Raw genomic sequence first — 17298 nt, forward strand, 5'->3', positions numbered from 1 at the left:
CTGTCCGTCCTACCAGGTCGCCTGCGCCAGGCGTTCCCTCAGGCGGGGGGCGGCGAAGTCGAGGAAGGCGCGCAGTTTCACCGGCAGCCGGCCCTGGCCCGCATGCACCAGGTTTACCGGCCAAGGCTCGGGTTCGAAATCCCTGAGCACGGGGCGCAGTGTTCCCGAGCGTGCGGCGGCGACAATCTGGTAGGAAAGCACCCGTGTCACTCCGACGCCGGCGATCGCCGCATCAATCGCCGCCTCGGCGGTGTTGACCCGGAGCCTTGATCGGACCGGCACGACAAAATCAGCCTTGTCCACGGTGAAGGTCCAGGTGGCGAGCGAGCCAAGGCCCTCGAAGGTAATGCAGCTGTGCGCCTCGAGATCTCCCGGAGTTTCTGGAATGCCGCGTCCGGCCAGATAGGCAGGGCTCGCGCAGACAACATGACCGATCGAACCGACCCTGATGGCGACCATGCGCGAATCCGGCAGCCTGCCGATACGGACGGCGAGGTCGATATGATCCTCGGCCAACTGGCTTATCCTGTCGCCGAGCGTCAGGCGGATATCCACCAGGGGATAGGCGGCGAGGAAGTCGGTGACGACCGGCAGCACGTGAAGACGGCCGAAGACGATCGGCGCGGTGATGATCAATTCCCCTGTCGGGGCGCTGTATTCGCCGCCGGCGGTGCGTTCGGCGTCGCCGACCTGGTCGAGGATGCGGCGGCAGGCAGCGAGATAGGCATGGCCAGCGTCGGTCAGTGTCAGCCGCCGCGTCGAGCGGTTCAACAGGCGTGTCTTCAGGTACCGCTCCAGTTCGGAGACCTTGCGGCTGACTGTTGCCAACGGAACGTCCGAATGGCGCGGGGGGGGGGAAAGGCGGCCGCCCGCCGCCGCCGCGACGAAAAGGGACATGGCTTCGAGACGATCCATCATTTCTTCCAGAAAATGGAAGGGTTGGTTGCAAATATGGCATCTACATCCGCAACATGGAAGGCTGCATATAACGGGGGCACACCTCAACCAGGAAATCTCTATGCCCCGCATCGCTACGCCTTCGTCCATCGCTGCCGCTCCCGCCGCCGCGCAGCCCATGCTGCAAGTGGTGGAAAAACAGCTTGGTGTCGTGCCGAACCTGTTTCGGATGGTCGCCAACAGTCCGGCGGCGCTGGAAGGCTATCTCGGCATGATGGGCGCGCTGGCCAAGGGCCGGCTTCCGGCGCCGACACGCGAGCGCATCGCGCTGGCGATCGCCGAGATCAATGGCTGCAACTACTGTCTGTGCGCGCACACCTATCTCGGCAAGACGCTCGCAAGCCTTGACGATGCCGAGATGATGGCCAATCGCCATGGCGGCTCCATGGACCCCAAGGCAGCCGCGGCGGTGCGTTTTGCAGCCCGGGTTGCGCAAAGCCGCGGACATATCGCCCAGGAGGATATCGCCGCTGTCAGGCTCGCGGGCTATGACGACGGAGAGATCATCGAGATTGTCCAGCATGTCGCCCTGAACGTCTGGACCAACTATATCAATGAGGTTGCCCAGACCGAGATCGATTTTCCGGTTGTTTCCGCCCGCAATGCTGCCTGAATCCGGATAGGAGCGGCGGTGCCCGCCGGTCCCCACCCTTCATGCCGCAGAGGAAATCCCATGTCTGAGAGCCGCCCGCCGCTTCCGCCCTTCACCGCCGAGACGTCAGCCCAGAAAGCGCGCATGGCCGAGGATGCCTGGAACTCGCGCGATCCGGCGCGGGTGGCGCTCGCCTATACGGCGGACAGCCGTTGGCGCAACCGCGCCGAGTTCCTGCAAGGCCGCGATGCCATCCAGGCGTTCCTTACGCGCAAATGGAGCCGCGAACTCGACTACCGGCTGATCAAGGAGGTCTGGGCCTTTCACGGCAACCGCATCGCCGTGCGCTTCGCCTATGAATGGCGCGACGACAGCGGCTCATGGTTCCGCAGCTACGGCAACGAGAACTGGGAGTTCGACGAGCACGGGCTGATGCGGCTGCGCATCGCCAGCATCAACGACCTGCCGATCGCCGAGGCCGAGCGCAAATATCACTGGCCGCTCGGCCGGCGGCCGGACGACCATCCGACGCTGTCGGAGCTCGGTCTTTAGAAGCATTCAGGCAAAGGAGGTTTCGATGAACGCACACGCTTTTACCAGCGATGTCGCCTTCACGCCGACGGTCAAGGCGATCCAGGCGCGCAAGGGCTCGCGCCAGTCCTACGCCCGCGTCGAGGAGCGCGGCGGCTGGCAGTCGGCGATCACACCGGACCTCGCCGCATTCATCGAAATGCAGACCAGCATCTTCCTGTCGACGGCCAATGGCGACGGCCAGCCCTATATCCAGCACCGCGGCGGCCCTGCCGGCTTTCTCAAGGTGCTCGACGAGAAGACGATCGGCTTCGCGGATTTTTCCGGCAACAGGCAATTCATCACGCAGGGCAATCTGGCCGACAATCCGAGGGCCTTCCTGTTCCTGATCGACTACATGATGCGCCAGCGCATCAAGATCTGGGGTACGGCGCGCGTTGTCGAGGACGATGCCGAGTTGACGGCGAGGCTGATGCCGCCGGACTACAAGGCGCGTCCCGAGCAGATCATCCTGTTCACCGTCTCGGCATGGGATGCCAATTGCCCGCAACATATACCGCAGCGCTTCGAGGCGGCTGATGTGGCAGCCGCGCTTGGCGAGCGCGACCGGCGCATCCAAGACCTTGAACAAGAGATCGCGCGCCTCAAGGGCGTTTCAGGGGCTGTCGCCAAGCAATGACGCGGCTCAGCCGCCGGCGGCGGTCTCGGCCAGGGCGATTCCCTCAGGCGTCGGCTTCACCGGGATAAACCCGCGAGCCAGCGCCAGCAGGTACTTGGTGTATTCGGTGAACAGCACGCGCACTGCCCGTGGCTTGGTCAGCCAACTGCCATTATCCAGGTTGGAATTGACCACCGGGTAGGGTTCGAGCTTGGCGCCATGCAGCAGCCGGCCCATCTCCAAAAGGCTGCGCGGCATGTGATAATTGTTGGTCACCAGGATCACCGTGCCATAGGCATGGTTTTCCACCCATTTGGCGCTTTCCTCGGCATTGCCGATCGTGTCGAGCGCGGCGCGATCGATGTCGACGCAGCAGGAAAACAGTTTCTTGTCGCCGCCGGTCGCCGCCTGAAGCTGGCGCCGGCTGGCCGAGGGGTGCACGCCGCTGATCAAGAGCCGCTCGCCCTTGCCGGATGCGAGCAGCTCCATCGCGGCGTCGAGGCGCGACTGGCCGCCGGTCAGCACGATGATGGCGTCGGCCTTGGCCGGGTTGGCGGGCGTGGTCAGATGACTGACCTTGCTGGCGAACCAGCCAAAGCCGCCAGCGAACACTGTTGCAAGCACAAGCAGGGAGAGAGCGGAGAAGCGCAGGGCGGTCCTTAGATGGCTAACCCTGCCACGGCCGCGCCAACGGTCAACCACCACTGGCAACTGTCCAGCCGTCCCGGTCGAATCCCGCACGTCCATGGTCATATAGTTAATCCTCAAATGCGGCCTTTGATAGGTAAAAGACGCACTTTGCGTTACGCGAATTCTTTCTCCGTGATCGCCCTGTTTCCGTCCAAGCCAAGACGAGGTCCTTTCATGCATCGGGTTGGCGAACGTCGATGTCGCTGAGATAGGCAACGACGGTGACGTGCGAGGTTGCCGCCGTCAGCGCGCCAATCACCAGCACCATCAGGACGACACCTGCGTAACCCGCCGAGCCGATGGCGAAGTTGCCGAACAAAGCGGTCGCCTGATCGGCCTGCGGCGTTGCCATGTTGCGTGACGACCACCAGGAGAACACGATGAAGACGAGCACCGCCGCCGCTCCGCCGGCGGCCGCGCCCTTCATGCCGGTGACCAGAAAATGCCGGCGGAATTCGCGTGCGATGAAGCGCGCCTCGGCGCCGACGAAATGCAGCACCTCGATGATGTGGCCGTTGCCGTCCATGGCCCCACGGGTCGCGAACACCACGGTCAGCACCGTCGCCGACAGCATCAGGGCCAGAACGGCGACGCCTATGGTCACCGTGGTGCGGGCCATGGCCACCAGCCGGTCGACCCAGGTGCGGTGGTCGTCGAGCGATGCACTCGGCAGTTTCGGCGTGATCGCGGCGCGCATGGCGGCGAAGTCAGGCGGGCTGCTCTCGTCGATGGTGACGATGATCAGGCGCGGCACGGGCAGGTCGTCGATGTTGAGGCCCGAACCCAGCCAGGGCTCCAGCAGCCTTGCGGTCGCTTCGCGGTCGATGATCCGGGTCGACTTCACGCCAGGGAATTCGCCGGCGATCCGCGAGGCCTGGGTAAGCGCCGCCTCCATGTCGAGGCCGTCGGCCGGCTTGATCTGGATCGTCGCCTCGCGCGAGATCTGGTTTTCCCAAACCGAGGCTGTGTCGCGCACCAGGGTCACCGCGCCGAAAGTCAGGCAGGACAGGAAAGTCATGATGGCGATGACCAGCACCAGCGCGCGGCCGGCAATGTTCTGCGCCGGCACGATCGGCGCCATCTTGCGTTGTGCGCGCGGCCTCGCCTCCACCGCCTCGGCATCCTGCTCCTCGAAATGGTCGGCCGATAGCTCGGTCTCAGTCATAGATATCAAGCCTTCCGCCGGCCAGGATCATGCGGCGCGCGTCAACCTGCTCCATCAGGCCAAGGTCATGCGTGGCGATCACAACGGCGGTGCCAAGCCGGTTGAGCTCGATGAACAGCCGCAGCAGCCGCCGCGCCAGCGGCGGATCGACATTGCCGGTCGGCTCGTCAGCGAGCAGGATCTCCGGTTGCTCGATCAGGGCGCGCGCGATCGCGGCGCGCTGCTTCTCGCCTCCGGACAGGACCGGCGGCAGCACATGCATGCGCTCGCCCAGCCCCACCCATTTCAACAACTCGGTGACATCGGTGCGGTAGCTCGCTTCCTCGCGCCCGCGCACGCGCAGCGGCAGCGCGACATTCTCATAGGTGGTCATGTGGTCGAGCAGGCGAAAGTCCTGGAACACCACGCCGATGCGGCGGCGCAGATGCGGCAGTTCGGTGCGCGAGATGCGCGAGCGGTCCTTGCCGAAGATGGTGATCAGTCCACGCGTCGGTTTCAGCGACATGAACAAAAGGCGCAGCAATGTCGTCTTGCCGGCACCCGAAGGCCCGCTCAAGAACTGGAAGGAGCGCTCCGGTATGTGCAGGGAGATGTCGCGGAGGATTTCCGGACCCATGCCATAGCGGAGGCCGACATTTTCGAAGCGAATCAATTTCGACGACCTGAATTTCCTGGCCGCGGCGAACCGGCCTGTTTTGTGAAAAGACCATCGGCCGGCATGGTTAACCGGCGGTTAATTCCTGGCTCGTTTAGGCTCTTCAAGAGGGCTCCGGTGGGGAAGCGTTAACCATTTGTGTTTACGCAAAAGAAACGAAAAGCGAACACGCGCAATACTGGGGCCATGATGGCTGACGAACGAACCGCGCGCCCGGTTTCCGGCGAAATCATGACCGATCCCGCGGCAATTGCCGCGGCGGACCGGATCTTGCGCGCCCCGGCGGCTGATATCATCGATGCGGATTATATGGTGTTGCCGCGGCCGGCCCCACCAGTCGGAAATGTGACGCCGCTGCCGCGTGCGATTGTCCCCCCGGCCATCGAAGGCATGGACATGCTGCGCAAGCCGGAAATGCCAGCGGAACGGCCGCCGGCCTCGCGCGGCGGTCCGATCTTCTGGATCGCCGGCATCGGCGCCGCCCTTGCCGCCTTCTGGGTCTCGGGCGGCCATGCGCTGGTGCGCCAGGCACCGTTCCTGCCCGGCGCGCGAGCGTCGGCGCTGACCATTTCAGGCGTGACGTCACGCATCGATGCCTCCGGCGCCAATCCGGTGCTGTTCGTCGACGGCGAGGCCGCCAATGACGGGACGAGGCCCGCGACAATGCCGCCACTCGAAATCCGGGTGACGGGCAATGACGGCCGCACAACCCGCTATACGCTGGGGACATCTGGCCATTCGCTGGCATCGGGCGAAAGATTCGGCTTTGCCAGCCGGCTCGACGTGCCTAAGAACGGGGTAAGGACCGTTTTGGTCACCTTCGCCGAATAGCGTGTGTCGATATTCAGGTGAAGCCGGCCTGCAAACGGTGGTTCCCTGCGCTTCCGGTGCTCACGTACGCTCCGCTCCGGTTCTCGGAAACCACTGCTTTCGGCTCGGTCTGACCTGACTCTCAACACACGCTCGGTGTGAAGGCGTTTCGGAAAAAAACTGGAGGGCGAGAAATGCCAAACGTGCGCGGCAAGGACATCGAAGTGCTGTTTTCGGCATCGGCGATCGCGCGGCGCAATCTCGAACTCGCCAAGGAGATTGCCGGGCACGACTATCACGATCTCCTGGTGATTTCGGTGCTGAAAGGCTCGTTCATCTTCGCCGCCGACCTGATCCGCGCCATGCATGATGTCGGCCTGTCGCCGGAAGTCGAGTTCATCTTCATCTCCAGTTATGGCGCCGGCACAACCAGCGGCGAGGTGAGGGTGCTGCGCGACATCGACAACGAGGTCGCCGGCCGCGACGTGCTGTTGATCGACGACATTCTGGAATCGGGCAAGACGCTGAGCTTCACGCGCGACCTGATGCTGTCGCGCGGCGCGAAAAGCTGTTCCATCGCCGTGCTGCTCGACAAGCGCATGCGCCGCCAGACCGCGTTGAATGCCGATTATGTCGGCTTCGACTGCCCCGATTATTTCGTCGTCGGCTATGGCATGGATGTGGCGCATGCTTTCCGTGAATTGCCGTTCGTGGGTGTGGTGAAAGGCGATGTGTAAGGCGAGTGCCTCGCACCGGTGAATCCTGAAAAAGGCCTTAACGGTGTCAGGAAAATTAGTCTGGGCGAGCGCCTGGGTTTTCAGGAAAAGTCAACGTTTCGCCACCAAATATGCCGGCCATGGCAAAGCTTTTGATCGTCGAGGACGATGAGTCCGTCCGCACCCTCGCAGCCCGCGCGCTCGAACGCGCCGGCCACGCAATCGATATCGCCGCCGATGGCGCGCAGGGGCTTTCGCTGATCCGCGCCGCAAAAGGCGGGTACGATCTCGTCGTCTCCGACATACGCATGCCGGAGATGGACGGCATCGAGATGGCGGTTGCGGCAGCCGCGCTTTTTCCCGCGATGAAGATCATGCTGATGACCGGCTATGCCGACCAGCGCGAGCGCGCCGATGAATTGAACGGCATCATCCTCGATGTCGTGCAAAAGCCCTTCACGCTCGCCGAGATTCGCTCTCGCGTCGAACGGGCGCTGATCTGCTTCGCCTGATCAGGCTGGATCCCTGGCGACAAGCGCCGGTGCCGGGCTGGCGCGGCGCTCGGTGTTGAGTGCCAGCAGGCCGGCGCCGATGATGAGCGCCGCGCCGATCACCGTCGCTGACCTGGGCACCTCGGCGAAGAACAGGAAACCCCACAGCGGCGACCACAGGATGCCGGTATATTCGAAGGTGGCGACGCGGTTGGCCGGCGCCAGCCGGTAGCCTTGCGAGAGCAGGATCATGCCGGCCGAGGCGACGAAACCGCAGGCGGCCATCTTGAGAAAATCCGGCAGCGTCGGCGCGATCCATGGTCGCACCAGGAATTCGAGGCTCGGGTGGACGGCGTGGGTTATGGCCGCAATGTGGAACGTGCCGGCGACGACGGCCGCGCCGACGAGATAGGCGCCGTTCTGGTAGAAGGCCATGACAGTGGACGATTCGGTATCGCCGATCTTGCGAGCCATCAGCTGCGAGAAGGCGTAGAGCACGGCCGAGCCCAGCGACAGCAAGGCCGCCCAGTCGAACAGCCCGGCGCCGGGGCGCAGCATCACCAGCACGCCAAGCATCCCGATCAGCACGGTCGACAGCGTCTGCCAGGAAACGCGCTCGCCGAGATAGGGGCCGGCCATCGCCATGATGCAGAGCGGCGCCATGAAATAGAGCGCCACGGCGTCGGCCAGCGGGAGGGCGGCGATGGCCAGGTAATAGACCGTGTAGGAGGTGAACTGGATGAAGGCGCGTATCGTCAGCAGGCCGAACCGTTTCGACAGGATTGCCCGCAGCCCGACATCGGCGTGAACCAGAACGATCAGGATCGGCAAGGCTACGATCGAGCGGATCGCCATCACCTCGGTCACAGGGTAGCCGCTCGACACGGCTTTGACGAGCGGATCCTGCAGCGAGAAGACCAGCACGCCCAGGCACAGGCTCAGGATGCCGCGCACCATCCTATTCTGCATCCGTTCAGGCTCCCGCGCATCCGATCCGGCGACGCTCACCAGATCAAAAAGAACCCGCCACCGTTTTCGGGTAGCGGGCACGAGTGAGGACTCTTGATTGGTCCGCAGCCGATTTCGCGACTGCATATCCAATGGGTGAGGCGATTATCGTTCGGCGTTTGACATGTTGCAAACGAATTGGAATGATGCCAGCGATCAAATCTACTTATGATGGATGCCATGCGGCCAACCCTCGACAGTGATCTCCTGCGTACCTTTGTCGCCATAGCCGAGGCCGGCAATTTCACGAGGGCCGCCGAGCAGGCCGGCCGCACGCAATCGGCCGTGTCGATGCAGATGAAGAAGCTCGAAGAGCTGGTCGGCGACAGCCTGTTCGAGCGAGGTTCACGCGGCGTCGCGCTGACGCGGCGTGGCGGCGAACTCATCGTCAATGCCCGCCGTATCGTTTCGCTGCTCGATGAAACGGCGGCGTCGATGGCGGCGGCGCCGCTCGGTGGGCCGGTTCGCATCGGCATTCCGGAGGAATATGGCCACGCCATCCTGTCGCGCGCGCTCGGCGCATTTTCGAAGCGTCACACCAAGGTCGAGGTCACCGTACGCTACGCGCATTCGGAGGCGCAGATCGCGGCGCTCGCCGCCGGCGAGCTGGATTTATGCGTGGTGTTCGAATGGCAGGATCCTTCCGGCGGCGAAGTGCTGATGCATGATCCGACTGTCTGGGTGACGTCGAACCTGCATCACATGCATGAGGAGCGCCCGGTGCCGATCGCGCTCTATAACCGCGCCGGCTGGTGTAAGGACTTCGCCATCAAATCGCTGGAGCAGCGCGGCCTTGCCTACCGCGTCGCCTATACAAGCGATACCAATGGCGGCCTGAAGCTTGCCGTCACCTCGGGGTTGGCGATCGCGCCGATCTCACGCAGCAACATTCCGGCGGACTGCCGAGAGCTGACGTCCGCGGACGGGTTCGGCGACATCGATTCCTCCAATGTGGTGATGCATCGCAACCCGAATGCGTCAGGCGAAGCAATCGACGGCATGCAGGAGGCAATCCGCGAGGCGTTCGTCAACAGGTAGACGGCTCCATGGAAATGAAGCTGGTCGCTCTCGCCGTTTCCTATTTCAGCTCCAGCAGCCGTTCCAGATAGCTGCGCTCGATGTCGGGGCTGAGCGCATTGCCGAGCCGCTTGCGGATCGCTTCCAGAATCTGGCGCGCGCGCTGAACGTCGATCTCGTCGGGCACTTTCACCGAATCGCCAAAATCGGGACCCTGGCTGGCGCGCGGCCGGCCGAGCGGGTCGCGGTCGGCATCCTGCTGGCGGCCGCCTTGCTGGCTGCCGCCCTGGTCGCCCTGCATGGCCTGCATCTGTTTCATCATGTCCTTGGCGCCCTTGCGCAGCGCCTCGAGCGCCCGGCCCTGGTGGCCGACGGCCTCGTCGCCCTGGCCCTCGCCAAGCGCCTGCTCGGCGCTGCCCATGGACTTGCCGGCCTCGCCAAATCCTTCATTGGGCTCCATGCCCATGCCCTCGAGGCCTTTCTTCAGCTGCTCCAGATCGCTCTTCAGCTGGCCCTGGCCCTCCTGCAGCTGCTTCAGCGCATCGGCGAATTCCTGCGGCGTCATAGGCTTTGGCTCGCCATTCTCGCCGGGCTTGCCGTTTTCGCCAGATTGACCTTGCTCATCGTTCTGGCCAAGCTGCTCGTCGCGGTTGCGGCCGCGCTGGCGCTCGCCGCGCTGCATCTGATCCATGCGGAAGGTGTCGTTCATCATCTCCTGCTGCCGCCGCAGGATCTCGCCAAGCTTGTCCATCTGCTGACGCATCTGGCTGTCCTGCTCGCCCCCCTGCTGCTGGCGGCCGGCCTGGAGGTTGTTCATCATGTCCTGCAACTGAGACAGCAATTGCTGGGCCTTGTCGCGATCGCCGGACTTCGCCAGATTTTCGATCTGGTCCATCATGCGGTCGATGTCGCTCTGGCGCAGCTCCTGGCCGTTCTGCTGCATCTGCGGCGCGTTCGGGTTCTGCTTGGCGCGTTCGGCGAACTCCTGCAGGAACTGGTTCATCGCCTCGCGCAGTTCCTTCATCGCCTTCTCGATCTCGGCATCGCTGGCGCCATTCTTGATGGCGTCCTGCAGTGCCTGCTGGGCCTGGCGCAGCCGCTTTTCGGCCGCCGAGAGGTTGCCCTCCTCGATACCAAGCGCGATCTCCCAGAGGTAGGCAACCTCGCTGCGCAATTGATCGTCGTTCACCGCCAGCTTCAGCCGGCTCATTGCGCTCATGATGGCGAGGTAGTGGGACATGGTATCGAACGTGTCTTCAGGCCGCAGCGTGATGGCCTCCATCAGGTCGAGCACGCGCGGCTTGGCATTGGCGTCGAGCGCAAGCAGGCGGCGCTGTTCGATCACCGCGCGTGCCAGCGGGTTGGTGAACGGCCGCTCGGGCATCGCGAGCGTCTTGGTTTCGCTTGAGGCGGTGTGGCCGGCGTCGTCGGTGGCGACCAGCGTCAGCTTGATGCTGCTGCCGGCCCAGACATGCTCGGTCAGGTCTTTCGTGGTCTTGGCGGCATTCAACTTGCCGCCGCGGCGCGGCAGTGTCAGCGGCATTTCGGGCGGACCATAGAGCGGATGCGCACCCGGCGGCTGCGGGTCGGCCAGCGCGAAGACCGCCTTGGCGGTGGCGGCGCCGTAATCGTCATCGATCTGATAGTTGAGCTCGAAGGCGCCGTTGGCGGCGCGCTTGGGCTCGCCGACGAAGCGGATCTGCGGCGGCTTGTCCGGGATGACGGCGAAAGCCCAGCGGCCAAGCTGATCCTCCCCCGATTTCAGCGTCAGCGTCCCGTCGCCGGTCAGCTTGCTGGCGAACTGGCGCACCTTCGAAGGCGAGGCGGACGACACCGCCGGGCTTGCTGCCGGCTTGGCGGCGGCTTGCGGGCTTGCGGGGTCGATGGCGCGCGCATTGCCGTCCTTGTCGGCATAGGCAAGCGTTTCCTCGCCCGAGCCTCCGGTAACGCGCAGGGAGACGTCGCTTCCCTCGGGGACATGAAAAGTCGGCGTCGCCTGGTTGGCGTCGGCAGTCAGGAAGATCGGCGGCTTGCCGGTATAGGCCGGCGGCGTCACCCATGCGTCGATGCGCGGCGGTACGGCGTCGAGCGTGCCATGTGCGCTGAACCCATCTGTCAGCCGGCCGCCGGTCGGCCCGAAGGAGAAGGCAAAGGCAGTGACCAGCAGGAGCGCCGCCACGGCGCGCAATCCCCACGGGTCGCGCTCCGGCACGCGCGTGCGCGGCAGATCGGCGCCGAGATTGTCGAGCTTTCCAGCCATTCGCTTCTGGTGCTCGCGCCAGAGCGCCTGCGAGAAACTGCTTTCCTGGCCGCTGGGCCGGTCGCTCTGCACCTGCACCGGGCTGTGCAGCAGTCTGTTGGCGGCTTCGATGCGGCGATCGATCTCGGCCGCGCCAGGTATGCGGAAAAAGCGCAGCGGATAAAGCGCCGCCAGACCTGCCAGGCAAAACATGGCGATAAGGCCGATGCGCACCACGTCCGGCAGCCGGGGAAAAATACCGAACCAGGAGACGCTGAGAAACAGGCCGACGACGACAATGAGCGGAAGCAGCAGCGGCCAGCCACGCTCGATCGCCATCGAGACCCGCGTCGCCAGCCGGCTCAAGGCCAGGCGTCCGGCCAGGCCGCGATTGCTGCTGAAGGTGGGTCGTTCGGTCATCGGCCCTTCCTGGAGCCCTGTTCCGTCCTGAAGGACCGCAATGGGCTCTATCTCTTTTGGCATGATCTGTTCCGAAACTTGGATTCTATTTTTCGGGATCATGCGGCGAGGCGGACGGGATAGCCCAAGCCTCACGACTCGAAGAATACCAGTAAACACGGCAAAGGCGAGGCAGTTTGAGAAAACGTGAAGCCTGCCGAAATGGTTGCAATCAGAAATTGGCGGGGTTTGCGTTGGCCCCACAGACCAGCACGGCGACCCGTTCGCCCGGTGTCGGCGCGTAGCGGCCGGACAGGATCGCGGCAAAGGCGGCGGCACCACCCGGCTCCGAGATGATGCGCACGCGGTTCCAGAGCGCCTTCTGGGCGGCGATGATGTCGTCGTCGCTGACCAGGATGGAGCGTTCGACGAAGGCTTCGGCGATCGGGAACATCATCTCGCCGACCCGCTTGGGCGCCAGCGAATCGGCGGCGATGCCTTCCGCCGGCGCGTCCACCGGATGGCCGGCCTCGAAGGCGCGATGAAGCGTCGGCGCACCCTCGGGCTCTACGGCGACGATGCGGATGCGGCCGGCATACCAGGCGGCGATGCCGCCGATCAGGCCGCCACCACCGACGGCGACCAGCAGCGTGTCGATCTCAGGCAGATCGCTTTCGATTTCGAGCCCGAGAGTGCCTTGGCCGACCAGCGTCTCCTCCTGGTTGAAGGCGTGGATCTGCAAGGCGCCGGTTTCCTCGGCGAACCGTTCGCTGGCGGCCAGCGCTTCGGCATAGCGGGCGCCGCCGACAACGAGGTCGGCGCCATAGGCCCGGATGCGGTCCAGCTTGGCCTGCGGGCTCACTTCGGGAACGAAGATGGTTGCTCTGTGGCCAAGCCGCATGGCGGCGTAGGCGACGGCAGCGCCATGATTGCCGCCCGATGCGGCGACGACGCCGGCCTCGGGAACCGGCCGCTCCAGGAGGTTGGTGAAGGCGCCGCGGGCTTTGAACGAGCCGGAATGCTGCAGGCATTCGAGCTTGAGGTCGATCGCCAATGGCCCCCGATCGAAGTCGGCCATGTCGACGCGCAGAACCGGTGTGTGCCTGATATAGGGGCGGATGCGCGGTTCCATCGCGGCGATGCGTCCGCGTGTGACGACGTTGCCCTGCGACATCAAAATCTCCTTGGGATTGACAGCAATTAGTAACTTGGCAAAATGGCTAAATGCAAGAGGTTGATGTCTTCAAGGCGATCGCCAACGAGCGCAGACTGCAGATTCTCGACTGGCTCAAGAATCCACGTGCGCATTTCCGGGCACAGGCGGATGGCGATCTGGTCGAGGACGGCGTCTGCGCGCTGCTGATCGCCGAGAAGCTCGGCATCACTCAGGCGACGCTTTCCGAGCATATGCGCGTGCTCGTCCAGGCCGGCCTGCTCAGAACCAAGCGCATCAGGCAATGGACCTTCTACCGCCGCGACGAGGACAGGATCGCCGACGCAAGGGCACTCATCCAGAACCGGTTATAGCGCAGAACCGGTTATAGCGTCGCGGCAGGGCGGCTTACGCAAGCCAGTCCGGCACCGAATCCAGCCCGATCAGCTCGTCATAGGTCGGGCGCGGACGCACGACATGGAAACGGTCGCCGTCGACCAGCACCTCCGGCACCAGCAGGCGAGTGTTGTAGGTGCCGGCCTGGACCGCGCCATAGGCGCCGGCGGTGGAAACGGCGACGAGATCGCCCGCCATCAGCCGGGGCAGGTCGCGGTCGAGGCCGAGATAATCGCCGGTCTCGCAGACTTGGCCGACCACGTCGACCATCATGCGCGGCGCGTCGGCCGGCGGCTGCACGACCGGCCTGATCTCGTGGAAGGCATCATAGAGCGTCGGCCGGATCAGGTCATTCATGGCAGCGTCGACAACGAGGAAATTCTTGGCGTCGCCTTCCTTCACGAAAATCACTTCCGAGACCAGGATGCCGGCATTGCCAACGATCAGCCGGCCCGGCTCGAACATCACCTTGAGACCCAATTTGGTGACATGCTTGCGGACGATCTGGGCATAGGCGTCGGGCAAGGGGGGCGGGTTGTTGTCGACGCGGTAGGGAATGCCGAGACCGCCGCCGAGATCGACATGCTCGATGGCGTGGCCGTCGCCGCGCAGCGCTCCGACCAGGTCGACCAGCAAGGCGAAGGCGTCGTCGAAGGGCTGCAACTCGGTGATCTGGCTGCCGATATGGGTATCGATGCCGGTGACCTTAATGCCCGGAAGCGTTGCCGCGCGGGCATAGACCTGGCGCGCCCGCTGCCAGGGAATGCCGAACTTGTTTTCAGCCTTGCCGGTTGAGATTTTCTTGTGGGTCTTGGCGTCGACATCGGGATTGATGCGCAGCGAGATAGGCGCCACCTTGCCGAGCGCCACGGCACGTGCCGACAACAGCTCGAGTTCCGGCTCGGATTCGACGTTGAAGCAGAGAATGCCGGCTTGGAGCGCAAAGTCCATTTCGCGGGCGGTCTTGCCGACGCCCGAGAACAGGATCCTGCCGGCCGGGACTCCTGCGGCGAGAGCCCGGCGCAATTCGCCTTCCGAGACGACGTCGGCGCCGGCGCCGAGCTTGGCCAAGGTCCGCAGCACCGCCTGGTTGGAATTGGCCTTCATGGCGTAGCAGACCAGCGTATCGAGCCCGGCAAAGGCCTGGACGAAGACACGGTAGTGCCTAGTCAGGGTCGCCGTCGAATAGCAGTAGAACGGCGTGCCGACCTGTGCGGCGATGTCAGGGATCGCCACGTCCTCGGCATGCAGCACGCCGTCGCGGTAGTCGAAATGGTTCACGAGAGTGGTTCCGGAAGTTGAGGCACGATGCGATCGGGTTTGGAAAGACCAATCCCGCCTTCATCGGAGCTAGATCAGCGGGTCGAGAATGAACTTCTTGTCCACGACCGGTTTTTCCGGTTCCGGCGGCACGGGCTGGTGGGCCTTCTCGGCATCCTTGCGTGCCTGGACAGCCGCCTCATAGGGCGTGTCCAGGCCCGCCTTGCGGCCGCAGGCGGTCACGAAGGCAAGCGCCGCAAGCAGCGTCAGCGTCACCAAAATCCTGCTTCCGGTCATCGATCCATCCGTCCGAAACTCTCTGTCCGCCGCTGCTTTTAGCCGAGTTCTCGGTGCATTGCACCCCGGATATTGCTGATCGCGATATCCGGCATTACGCCTTGGCGAGACGCTTTTTCCAATAGCGGATCTGCTTTCTCACTTCCGACGGTGCGGTGCCGCCGAAGCTGGTGCGGCTCTTGACCGAGTTCTGCACCGCCAGCACCGAGAATATGTCGGAAGTGATGCCTGGGTTGATCGACTGCAGATCCTCCAGCGAAAGCTTTTCCAGGCTGACCTTCCTGTGTTCGGCCAGCGCCACCGCGCGGCCGGTGACATGATGGGCCTCGCGGAACGGCAGGCCCAAGGTACGCACCAGCCAGTCGGCGAGGTCGGTGGCGGTGGCGTGGCCGGAGCCGGCGGCCTTCTTCATCGCGGCGGCATTGACCGTCATGTCCGCAACCATGCCGGTCATCGCGGCCAGCATCAGGTCGAGCGTCTCGGCCGCGTCGAACACCGATTCCTTGTCTTCCTGCATGTCCTTGCCATAGGTCAAAGGCATGCCCTTCATCACCGTCAGCAGGCCGACCAGATGGCCGGTGACGCGCCCGGTCTTGCCACGCACCAGTTCGGCGGCATCGGGGTTCTTCTTCTGCGGCATGATGGAGGAGCCGGTCGAAAAGCTGTCCGACAGCCTGATGAAGCCGAATTGCGGCGTCGACCAGATGATGATTTCTTCCGCCAGCCGCGACAGATGCGTGGCGCATATCGCCGCCAGTCCCAGGAATTCCAGCGCGAAATCGCGGTCCGAGACGCTGTCCAGCGAATTGCGCATCGGCTCGCGAAAGCCGAGCGCGCTCGCGGTCTGGTGACGGTCGATCGGGAAGCTGGTGCCGGCAAGGGCGGCGGCACCGAGCGGGCTCTCGTCCATCCGTTCGATGGCGTCGCGCACGCGTGACAGGTCGCGCGAAAACATCTCGACATAGGCCATGCAATGATGGCCGAAAGTGACCGGCTGCGCCGCCTGCATGTGGGTGAAACCCGGCATGACGGTCGCCGCATGTTCCTCGGCTCGCGCCAGGAGGGCCATGATCAAGCCTTTCAACGCCTCGGCGACACGAAAGCATTCGTCCTTGACCCAGAGCCTCAGATCGACGGCCACCTGGTCGTTGCGCGAACGGGCGGTGTGCAGCCGGCCGGCCGCCGGACCGATGAGATCGGCAAGGCGGGCCTCTATGTTCATGTGGATGTCTTCCAGCCGCGTCGAAAACTCGAAGCTGCCGCCCTCGATCTCTTTCAGGATCGTGTTCAGACCGTGAGCGATTTTTTCTTGATCGGCCGCCGAAATAATGCCCGTTTGCGCCAGCATCTCGCTATGAGCGATCGAGCCTCTTATGTCCTGCGCGTAGAGTTTGCGGTCGAACGAGATCGACGCGTTGATCGCTTCCATGATCGCGGCCGGACCCGAGGCAAATCGTCCGCCCCACATCTGGTTGCTGGTCTTCTTGTCGCTCATGGCTATAACCCGTGCTTCGGAGCAGTTTGAGAATATGGCAGACGGAAACAGATTTTTCCCGGCCCGGCGCCTGATCCTCGCCGCCCTGGTGGCGGGAGCGCTGGCCGGCGCGGTCGCGGTATATGTCAGCGAGAGCCGGTCTGGCAACAACGCCGCGCCCCAAGCAGCCGCCGGCGACAGCAAGGACGATGTCGCCTGCGCCGCCAAGAGCGATCGCGCCAAGAAGGTCGCGGCCGCGGCCACCGGCGAGGTCGCGGCACTTTTGCCGGCCGATCCGCCGCAGTCGATGAGGAGCCTCGCCTTCCACGGTCCGGACGGCAAGCCGATGACGATCGCCGATCATGCCGGCAAGACCGTGCTGCTCAATCTCTGGGCCACATGGTGCGCGCCCTGCCGTGCCGAAATGCCGGCGCTCGATGCGCTACAAAAGGAGAAAGGCAGCGACGCCTTTCAGGTCGTCGCCGTCAACGTCGATGCCGGCGACGACGTGAAACCGAAGAAGTTTCTCGCCGATGCCGGTGTGCACACGCTCGGCTACTACCGCGATTCGACGATGACACTGTTCAACGACCTCAAGACGCGCGGTCTGGCGCTCGGCCTGCCCGTCACCATGCTGATCGACGGCGAAGGCTGCCTGATCGCCCACATGAACGGTCCAGCCGAATGGGCCGGCCCCGATGCAAAGCGGCTGGTCGAGACGGCGCTCGGGTCGTGAGCCAGAGCACCTCCAGGATAGTGTGTAACGGTTCTCCGTCCGGAATTGCGTAAA

The 17298-nt window shown here is 64.1% G+C and carries 19 protein-coding genes; 9 read left to right on the forward strand and 10 right to left on the reverse strand.

The features are described from left to right. Positions 1 to 9: 9 nt before the first annotated feature. Entirely contained in the window at positions 10 to 915 is a 906-nt protein-coding gene (locus LB555_RS24945; RefSeq protein WP_224684028.1) for a LysR substrate-binding domain-containing protein, read from the reverse strand. Between the two features lie 103 nt (positions 916 to 1018). Here LB555_RS24945 and LB555_RS24950 point away from each other — a divergent pair, with 103 nt between their 5' ends. The 3 genes from LB555_RS24950 to LB555_RS24960 are packed head-to-tail and all read left to right on the forward strand — an operon-like array spanning position 1019 to position 2759. Then, on the forward strand, positions 1019 to 1570 hold the full coding sequence (locus LB555_RS24950; protein ID WP_224684029.1) for a carboxymuconolactone decarboxylase family protein: 552 nt from the start codon (positions 1019 to 1021) through the stop codon (positions 1568 to 1570). A gap of 60 nt (positions 1571 to 1630) precedes the next feature. Next, positions 1631 to 2101 (forward strand): DUF1348 family protein, encoded by a 471-nt coding sequence (locus LB555_RS24955; protein ID WP_023770795.1) that lies wholly within the window; start codon positions 1631 to 1633, stop codon positions 2099 to 2101. 25 nt (positions 2102 to 2126) lie between these two features. Continuing rightward, entirely contained in the window at positions 2127 to 2759 is a 633-nt protein-coding gene (locus LB555_RS24960; protein WP_140712857.1) for a pyridoxamine 5'-phosphate oxidase family protein, read from the forward strand. Between the two features lie 6 nt (positions 2760 to 2765). Here LB555_RS24960 and LB555_RS24965 read toward each other — a convergent pair whose 3' ends face one another. The 3 genes from LB555_RS24965 to ftsE all read right to left on the reverse strand — a co-directional run bounded on the left by LB555_RS24965 (position 2766) and on the right by ftsE (position 5245). Then, a complete protein-coding gene (locus tag LB555_RS24965; RefSeq protein ID WP_140616823.1) occupies positions 2766 to 3491 on the reverse strand; it encodes a YdcF family protein in 726 nt (241 codons plus the stop codon). A 109-nt stretch (positions 3492 to 3600) separates the two neighbouring features. Then, complete coding sequence (locus LB555_RS24970) at positions 3601 to 4593, reverse strand: cell division protein FtsX (RefSeq protein ID WP_140662845.1); 993 nt, start codon at positions 4591 to 4593, stop codon at positions 3601 to 3603. After that, complete coding sequence (ftsE, locus tag LB555_RS24975; RefSeq protein ID WP_010911739.1) at positions 4586 to 5245, reverse strand: cell division ATP-binding protein FtsE; 660 nt, start codon at positions 5243 to 5245, stop codon at positions 4586 to 4588. Before ftsE ends, LB555_RS24970 begins: the two co-directional genes overlap by 8 nt. Positions 5246 to 5434: 189 nt before the next feature. On the opposite strand from ftsE, the gene LB555_RS24980 reads away from it, so the two are divergent. The 3 genes from LB555_RS24980 to LB555_RS24990 all read left to right on the forward strand — a co-directional run bounded on the left by LB555_RS24980 (position 5435) and on the right by LB555_RS24990 (position 7286). After that, positions 5435 to 6079, forward strand: a complete 645-nt coding sequence (locus tag LB555_RS24980) for a cadherin-like beta sandwich domain-containing protein (protein WP_140712861.1) — start codon at positions 5435 to 5437, stop codon at positions 6077 to 6079. 173 nt (positions 6080 to 6252) lie between these two features. Next, positions 6253 to 6795: a hypoxanthine phosphoribosyltransferase gene (gene hpt, locus LB555_RS24985; RefSeq protein ID WP_015315535.1), complete on the forward strand. Its 543-nt coding sequence runs from the start codon at positions 6253 to 6255 to the stop codon at positions 6793 to 6795. A 119-nt stretch (positions 6796 to 6914) separates the two neighbouring features. After that, on the forward strand, positions 6915 to 7286 hold the full coding sequence (locus LB555_RS24990) for a response regulator (protein ID WP_015315536.1): 372 nt from the start codon (positions 6915 to 6917) through the stop codon (positions 7284 to 7286). Here LB555_RS24990 and LB555_RS24995 read toward each other — a convergent pair whose 3' ends face one another. Continuing rightward, on the reverse strand, positions 7287 to 8234 hold the full coding sequence (locus LB555_RS24995) for a DMT family transporter (protein WP_224684030.1): 948 nt from the start codon (positions 8232 to 8234) through the stop codon (positions 7287 to 7289). A gap of 219 nt (positions 8235 to 8453) precedes the next feature. On the opposite strand from LB555_RS24995, the gene LB555_RS25000 reads away from it, so the two are divergent. After that, positions 8454 to 9311: a LysR family transcriptional regulator gene (locus LB555_RS25000; protein ID WP_015315538.1), complete on the forward strand. Its 858-nt coding sequence runs from the start codon at positions 8454 to 8456 to the stop codon at positions 9309 to 9311. A 40-nt stretch (positions 9312 to 9351) separates the two neighbouring features. On the opposite strand, the gene LB555_RS25005 is transcribed toward LB555_RS25000, so the two are convergent. Both LB555_RS25005 and LB555_RS25010 read right to left on the reverse strand, forming a co-directional pair. Then, positions 9352 to 11949 (reverse strand): TIGR02302 family protein, encoded by a 2598-nt coding sequence (locus LB555_RS25005; RefSeq protein WP_224684031.1) that lies wholly within the window; start codon positions 11947 to 11949, stop codon positions 9352 to 9354. A 211-nt stretch (positions 11950 to 12160) separates the two neighbouring features. Then, positions 12161 to 13102 carry a threonine/serine dehydratase gene (locus LB555_RS25010; RefSeq protein ID WP_140662836.1) on the reverse strand — a complete coding sequence of 314 codons (942 nt, stop codon included), beginning with the start codon at positions 13100 to 13102 and terminating at the stop codon, positions 12161 to 12163. A gap of 50 nt (positions 13103 to 13152) precedes the next feature. Here LB555_RS25010 and LB555_RS25015 point away from each other — a divergent pair, with 50 nt between their 5' ends. After that, entirely contained in the window at positions 13153 to 13455 is a 303-nt protein-coding gene (locus tag LB555_RS25015; protein WP_015315541.1) for an ArsR/SmtB family transcription factor, read from the forward strand. Positions 13456 to 13489: 34 nt separating this feature from the next. Here the strand turns inward: LB555_RS25015 and lysA are convergent, their stop codons facing one another. From lysA to argH, 3 genes are all read right to left on the reverse strand, one after another. Then, complete coding sequence (lysA, locus tag LB555_RS25020) at positions 13490 to 14758, reverse strand: diaminopimelate decarboxylase (RefSeq protein ID WP_224642106.1); 1269 nt, start codon at positions 14756 to 14758, stop codon at positions 13490 to 13492. 69 nt (positions 14759 to 14827) lie between these two features. Then, the gene (locus LB555_RS25025; RefSeq protein ID WP_023770782.1) at positions 14828 to 15034 is read right to left on the reverse strand and encodes a lipoprotein; all 207 of its coding nucleotides are present in this window, start codon (positions 15032 to 15034) and stop codon (positions 14828 to 14830) included. A 94-nt stretch (positions 15035 to 15128) separates the two neighbouring features. Next, a complete protein-coding gene (argH, locus tag LB555_RS25030) occupies positions 15129 to 16529 on the reverse strand; it encodes an argininosuccinate lyase (protein WP_224684032.1) in 1401 nt (466 codons plus the stop codon). A gap of 34 nt (positions 16530 to 16563) precedes the next feature. Here argH and tlpA point away from each other — a divergent pair, with 34 nt between their 5' ends. Continuing rightward, positions 16564 to 17244: a thiol:disulfide interchange protein TlpA gene (tlpA, locus tag LB555_RS25035; RefSeq protein ID WP_224684033.1), complete on the forward strand. Its 681-nt coding sequence runs from the start codon at positions 16564 to 16566 to the stop codon at positions 17242 to 17244. Positions 17245 to 17298 lie beyond the last annotated feature (54 nt).

The organism is Mesorhizobium sp. BR-1-1-10 (genome assembly GCF_020165595.1).
GTDB classification, from domain to species: domain Bacteria; phylum Pseudomonadota; class Alphaproteobacteria; order Rhizobiales; family Rhizobiaceae; genus Mesorhizobium; species Mesorhizobium australicum.

Bases quoted from the DNA above. Each gene is read 5' to 3' on its own strand.
- LB555_RS24955 (WP_023770795.1), top strand. From the start codon at position 1,631: ATGTCTGAGAGCCGCCCGCCGCTTCCGCCCTTCACCGCCGAGACGTCA.
- LB555_RS24995 (WP_224684030.1), bottom strand. From the start codon at position 8,234: ATGCAGAATAGGATGGTGCGCGGCATCCTGAGCCTGTGCCTGGGCGTG.
- LB555_RS24965 (WP_140616823.1), bottom strand. From the start codon at position 3,491: ATGACCATGGACGTGCGGGATTCGACCGGGACGGCTGGACAGTTGCCA.
- tlpA (WP_224684033.1), top strand. From the start codon at position 16,564: ATGGCAGACGGAAACAGATTTTTCCCGGCCCGGCGCCTGATCCTCGCC.
- hpt (WP_015315535.1), top strand. From the start codon at position 6,253: ATGCCAAACGTGCGCGGCAAGGACATCGAAGTGCTGTTTTCGGCATCG.
- LB555_RS24950 (WP_224684029.1), top strand. From the start codon at position 1,019: ATGCCCCGCATCGCTACGCCTTCGTCCATCGCTGCCGCTCCCGCCGCC.
- LB555_RS24980 (WP_140712861.1), top strand. From the start codon at position 5,435: ATGATGGCTGACGAACGAACCGCGCGCCCGGTTTCCGGCGAAATCATG.
- LB555_RS24945 (WP_224684028.1), bottom strand. From the start codon at position 915: ATGGATCGTCTCGAAGCCATGTCCCTTTTCGTCGCGGCGGCGGCGGGC.
- LB555_RS24970 (WP_140662845.1), bottom strand. From the start codon at position 4,593: ATGACTGAGACCGAGCTATCGGCCGACCATTTCGAGGAGCAGGATGCC.
- LB555_RS25000 (WP_015315538.1), top strand. From the start codon at position 8,454: ATGCGGCCAACCCTCGACAGTGATCTCCTGCGTACCTTTGTCGCCATA.
- LB555_RS24960 (WP_140712857.1), top strand. From the start codon at position 2,127: ATGAACGCACACGCTTTTACCAGCGATGTCGCCTTCACGCCGACGGTC.
- LB555_RS25005 (WP_224684031.1), bottom strand. From the start codon at position 11,949: ATGACCGAACGACCCACCTTCAGCAGCAATCGCGGCCTGGCCGGACGC.
- LB555_RS25025 (WP_023770782.1), bottom strand. From the start codon at position 15,034: ATGACCGGAAGCAGGATTTTGGTGACGCTGACGCTGCTTGCGGCGCTT.
- argH (WP_224684032.1), bottom strand. From the start codon at position 16,529: ATGAGCGACAAGAAGACCAGCAACCAGATGTGGGGCGGACGATTTGCC.
- LB555_RS25010 (WP_140662836.1), bottom strand. From the start codon at position 13,102: ATGTCGCAGGGCAACGTCGTCACACGCGGACGCATCGCCGCGATGGAA.
- LB555_RS25015 (WP_015315541.1), top strand. From the start codon at position 13,153: ATGCAAGAGGTTGATGTCTTCAAGGCGATCGCCAACGAGCGCAGACTG.
- LB555_RS24990 (WP_015315536.1), top strand. From the start codon at position 6,915: ATGGCAAAGCTTTTGATCGTCGAGGACGATGAGTCCGTCCGCACCCTC.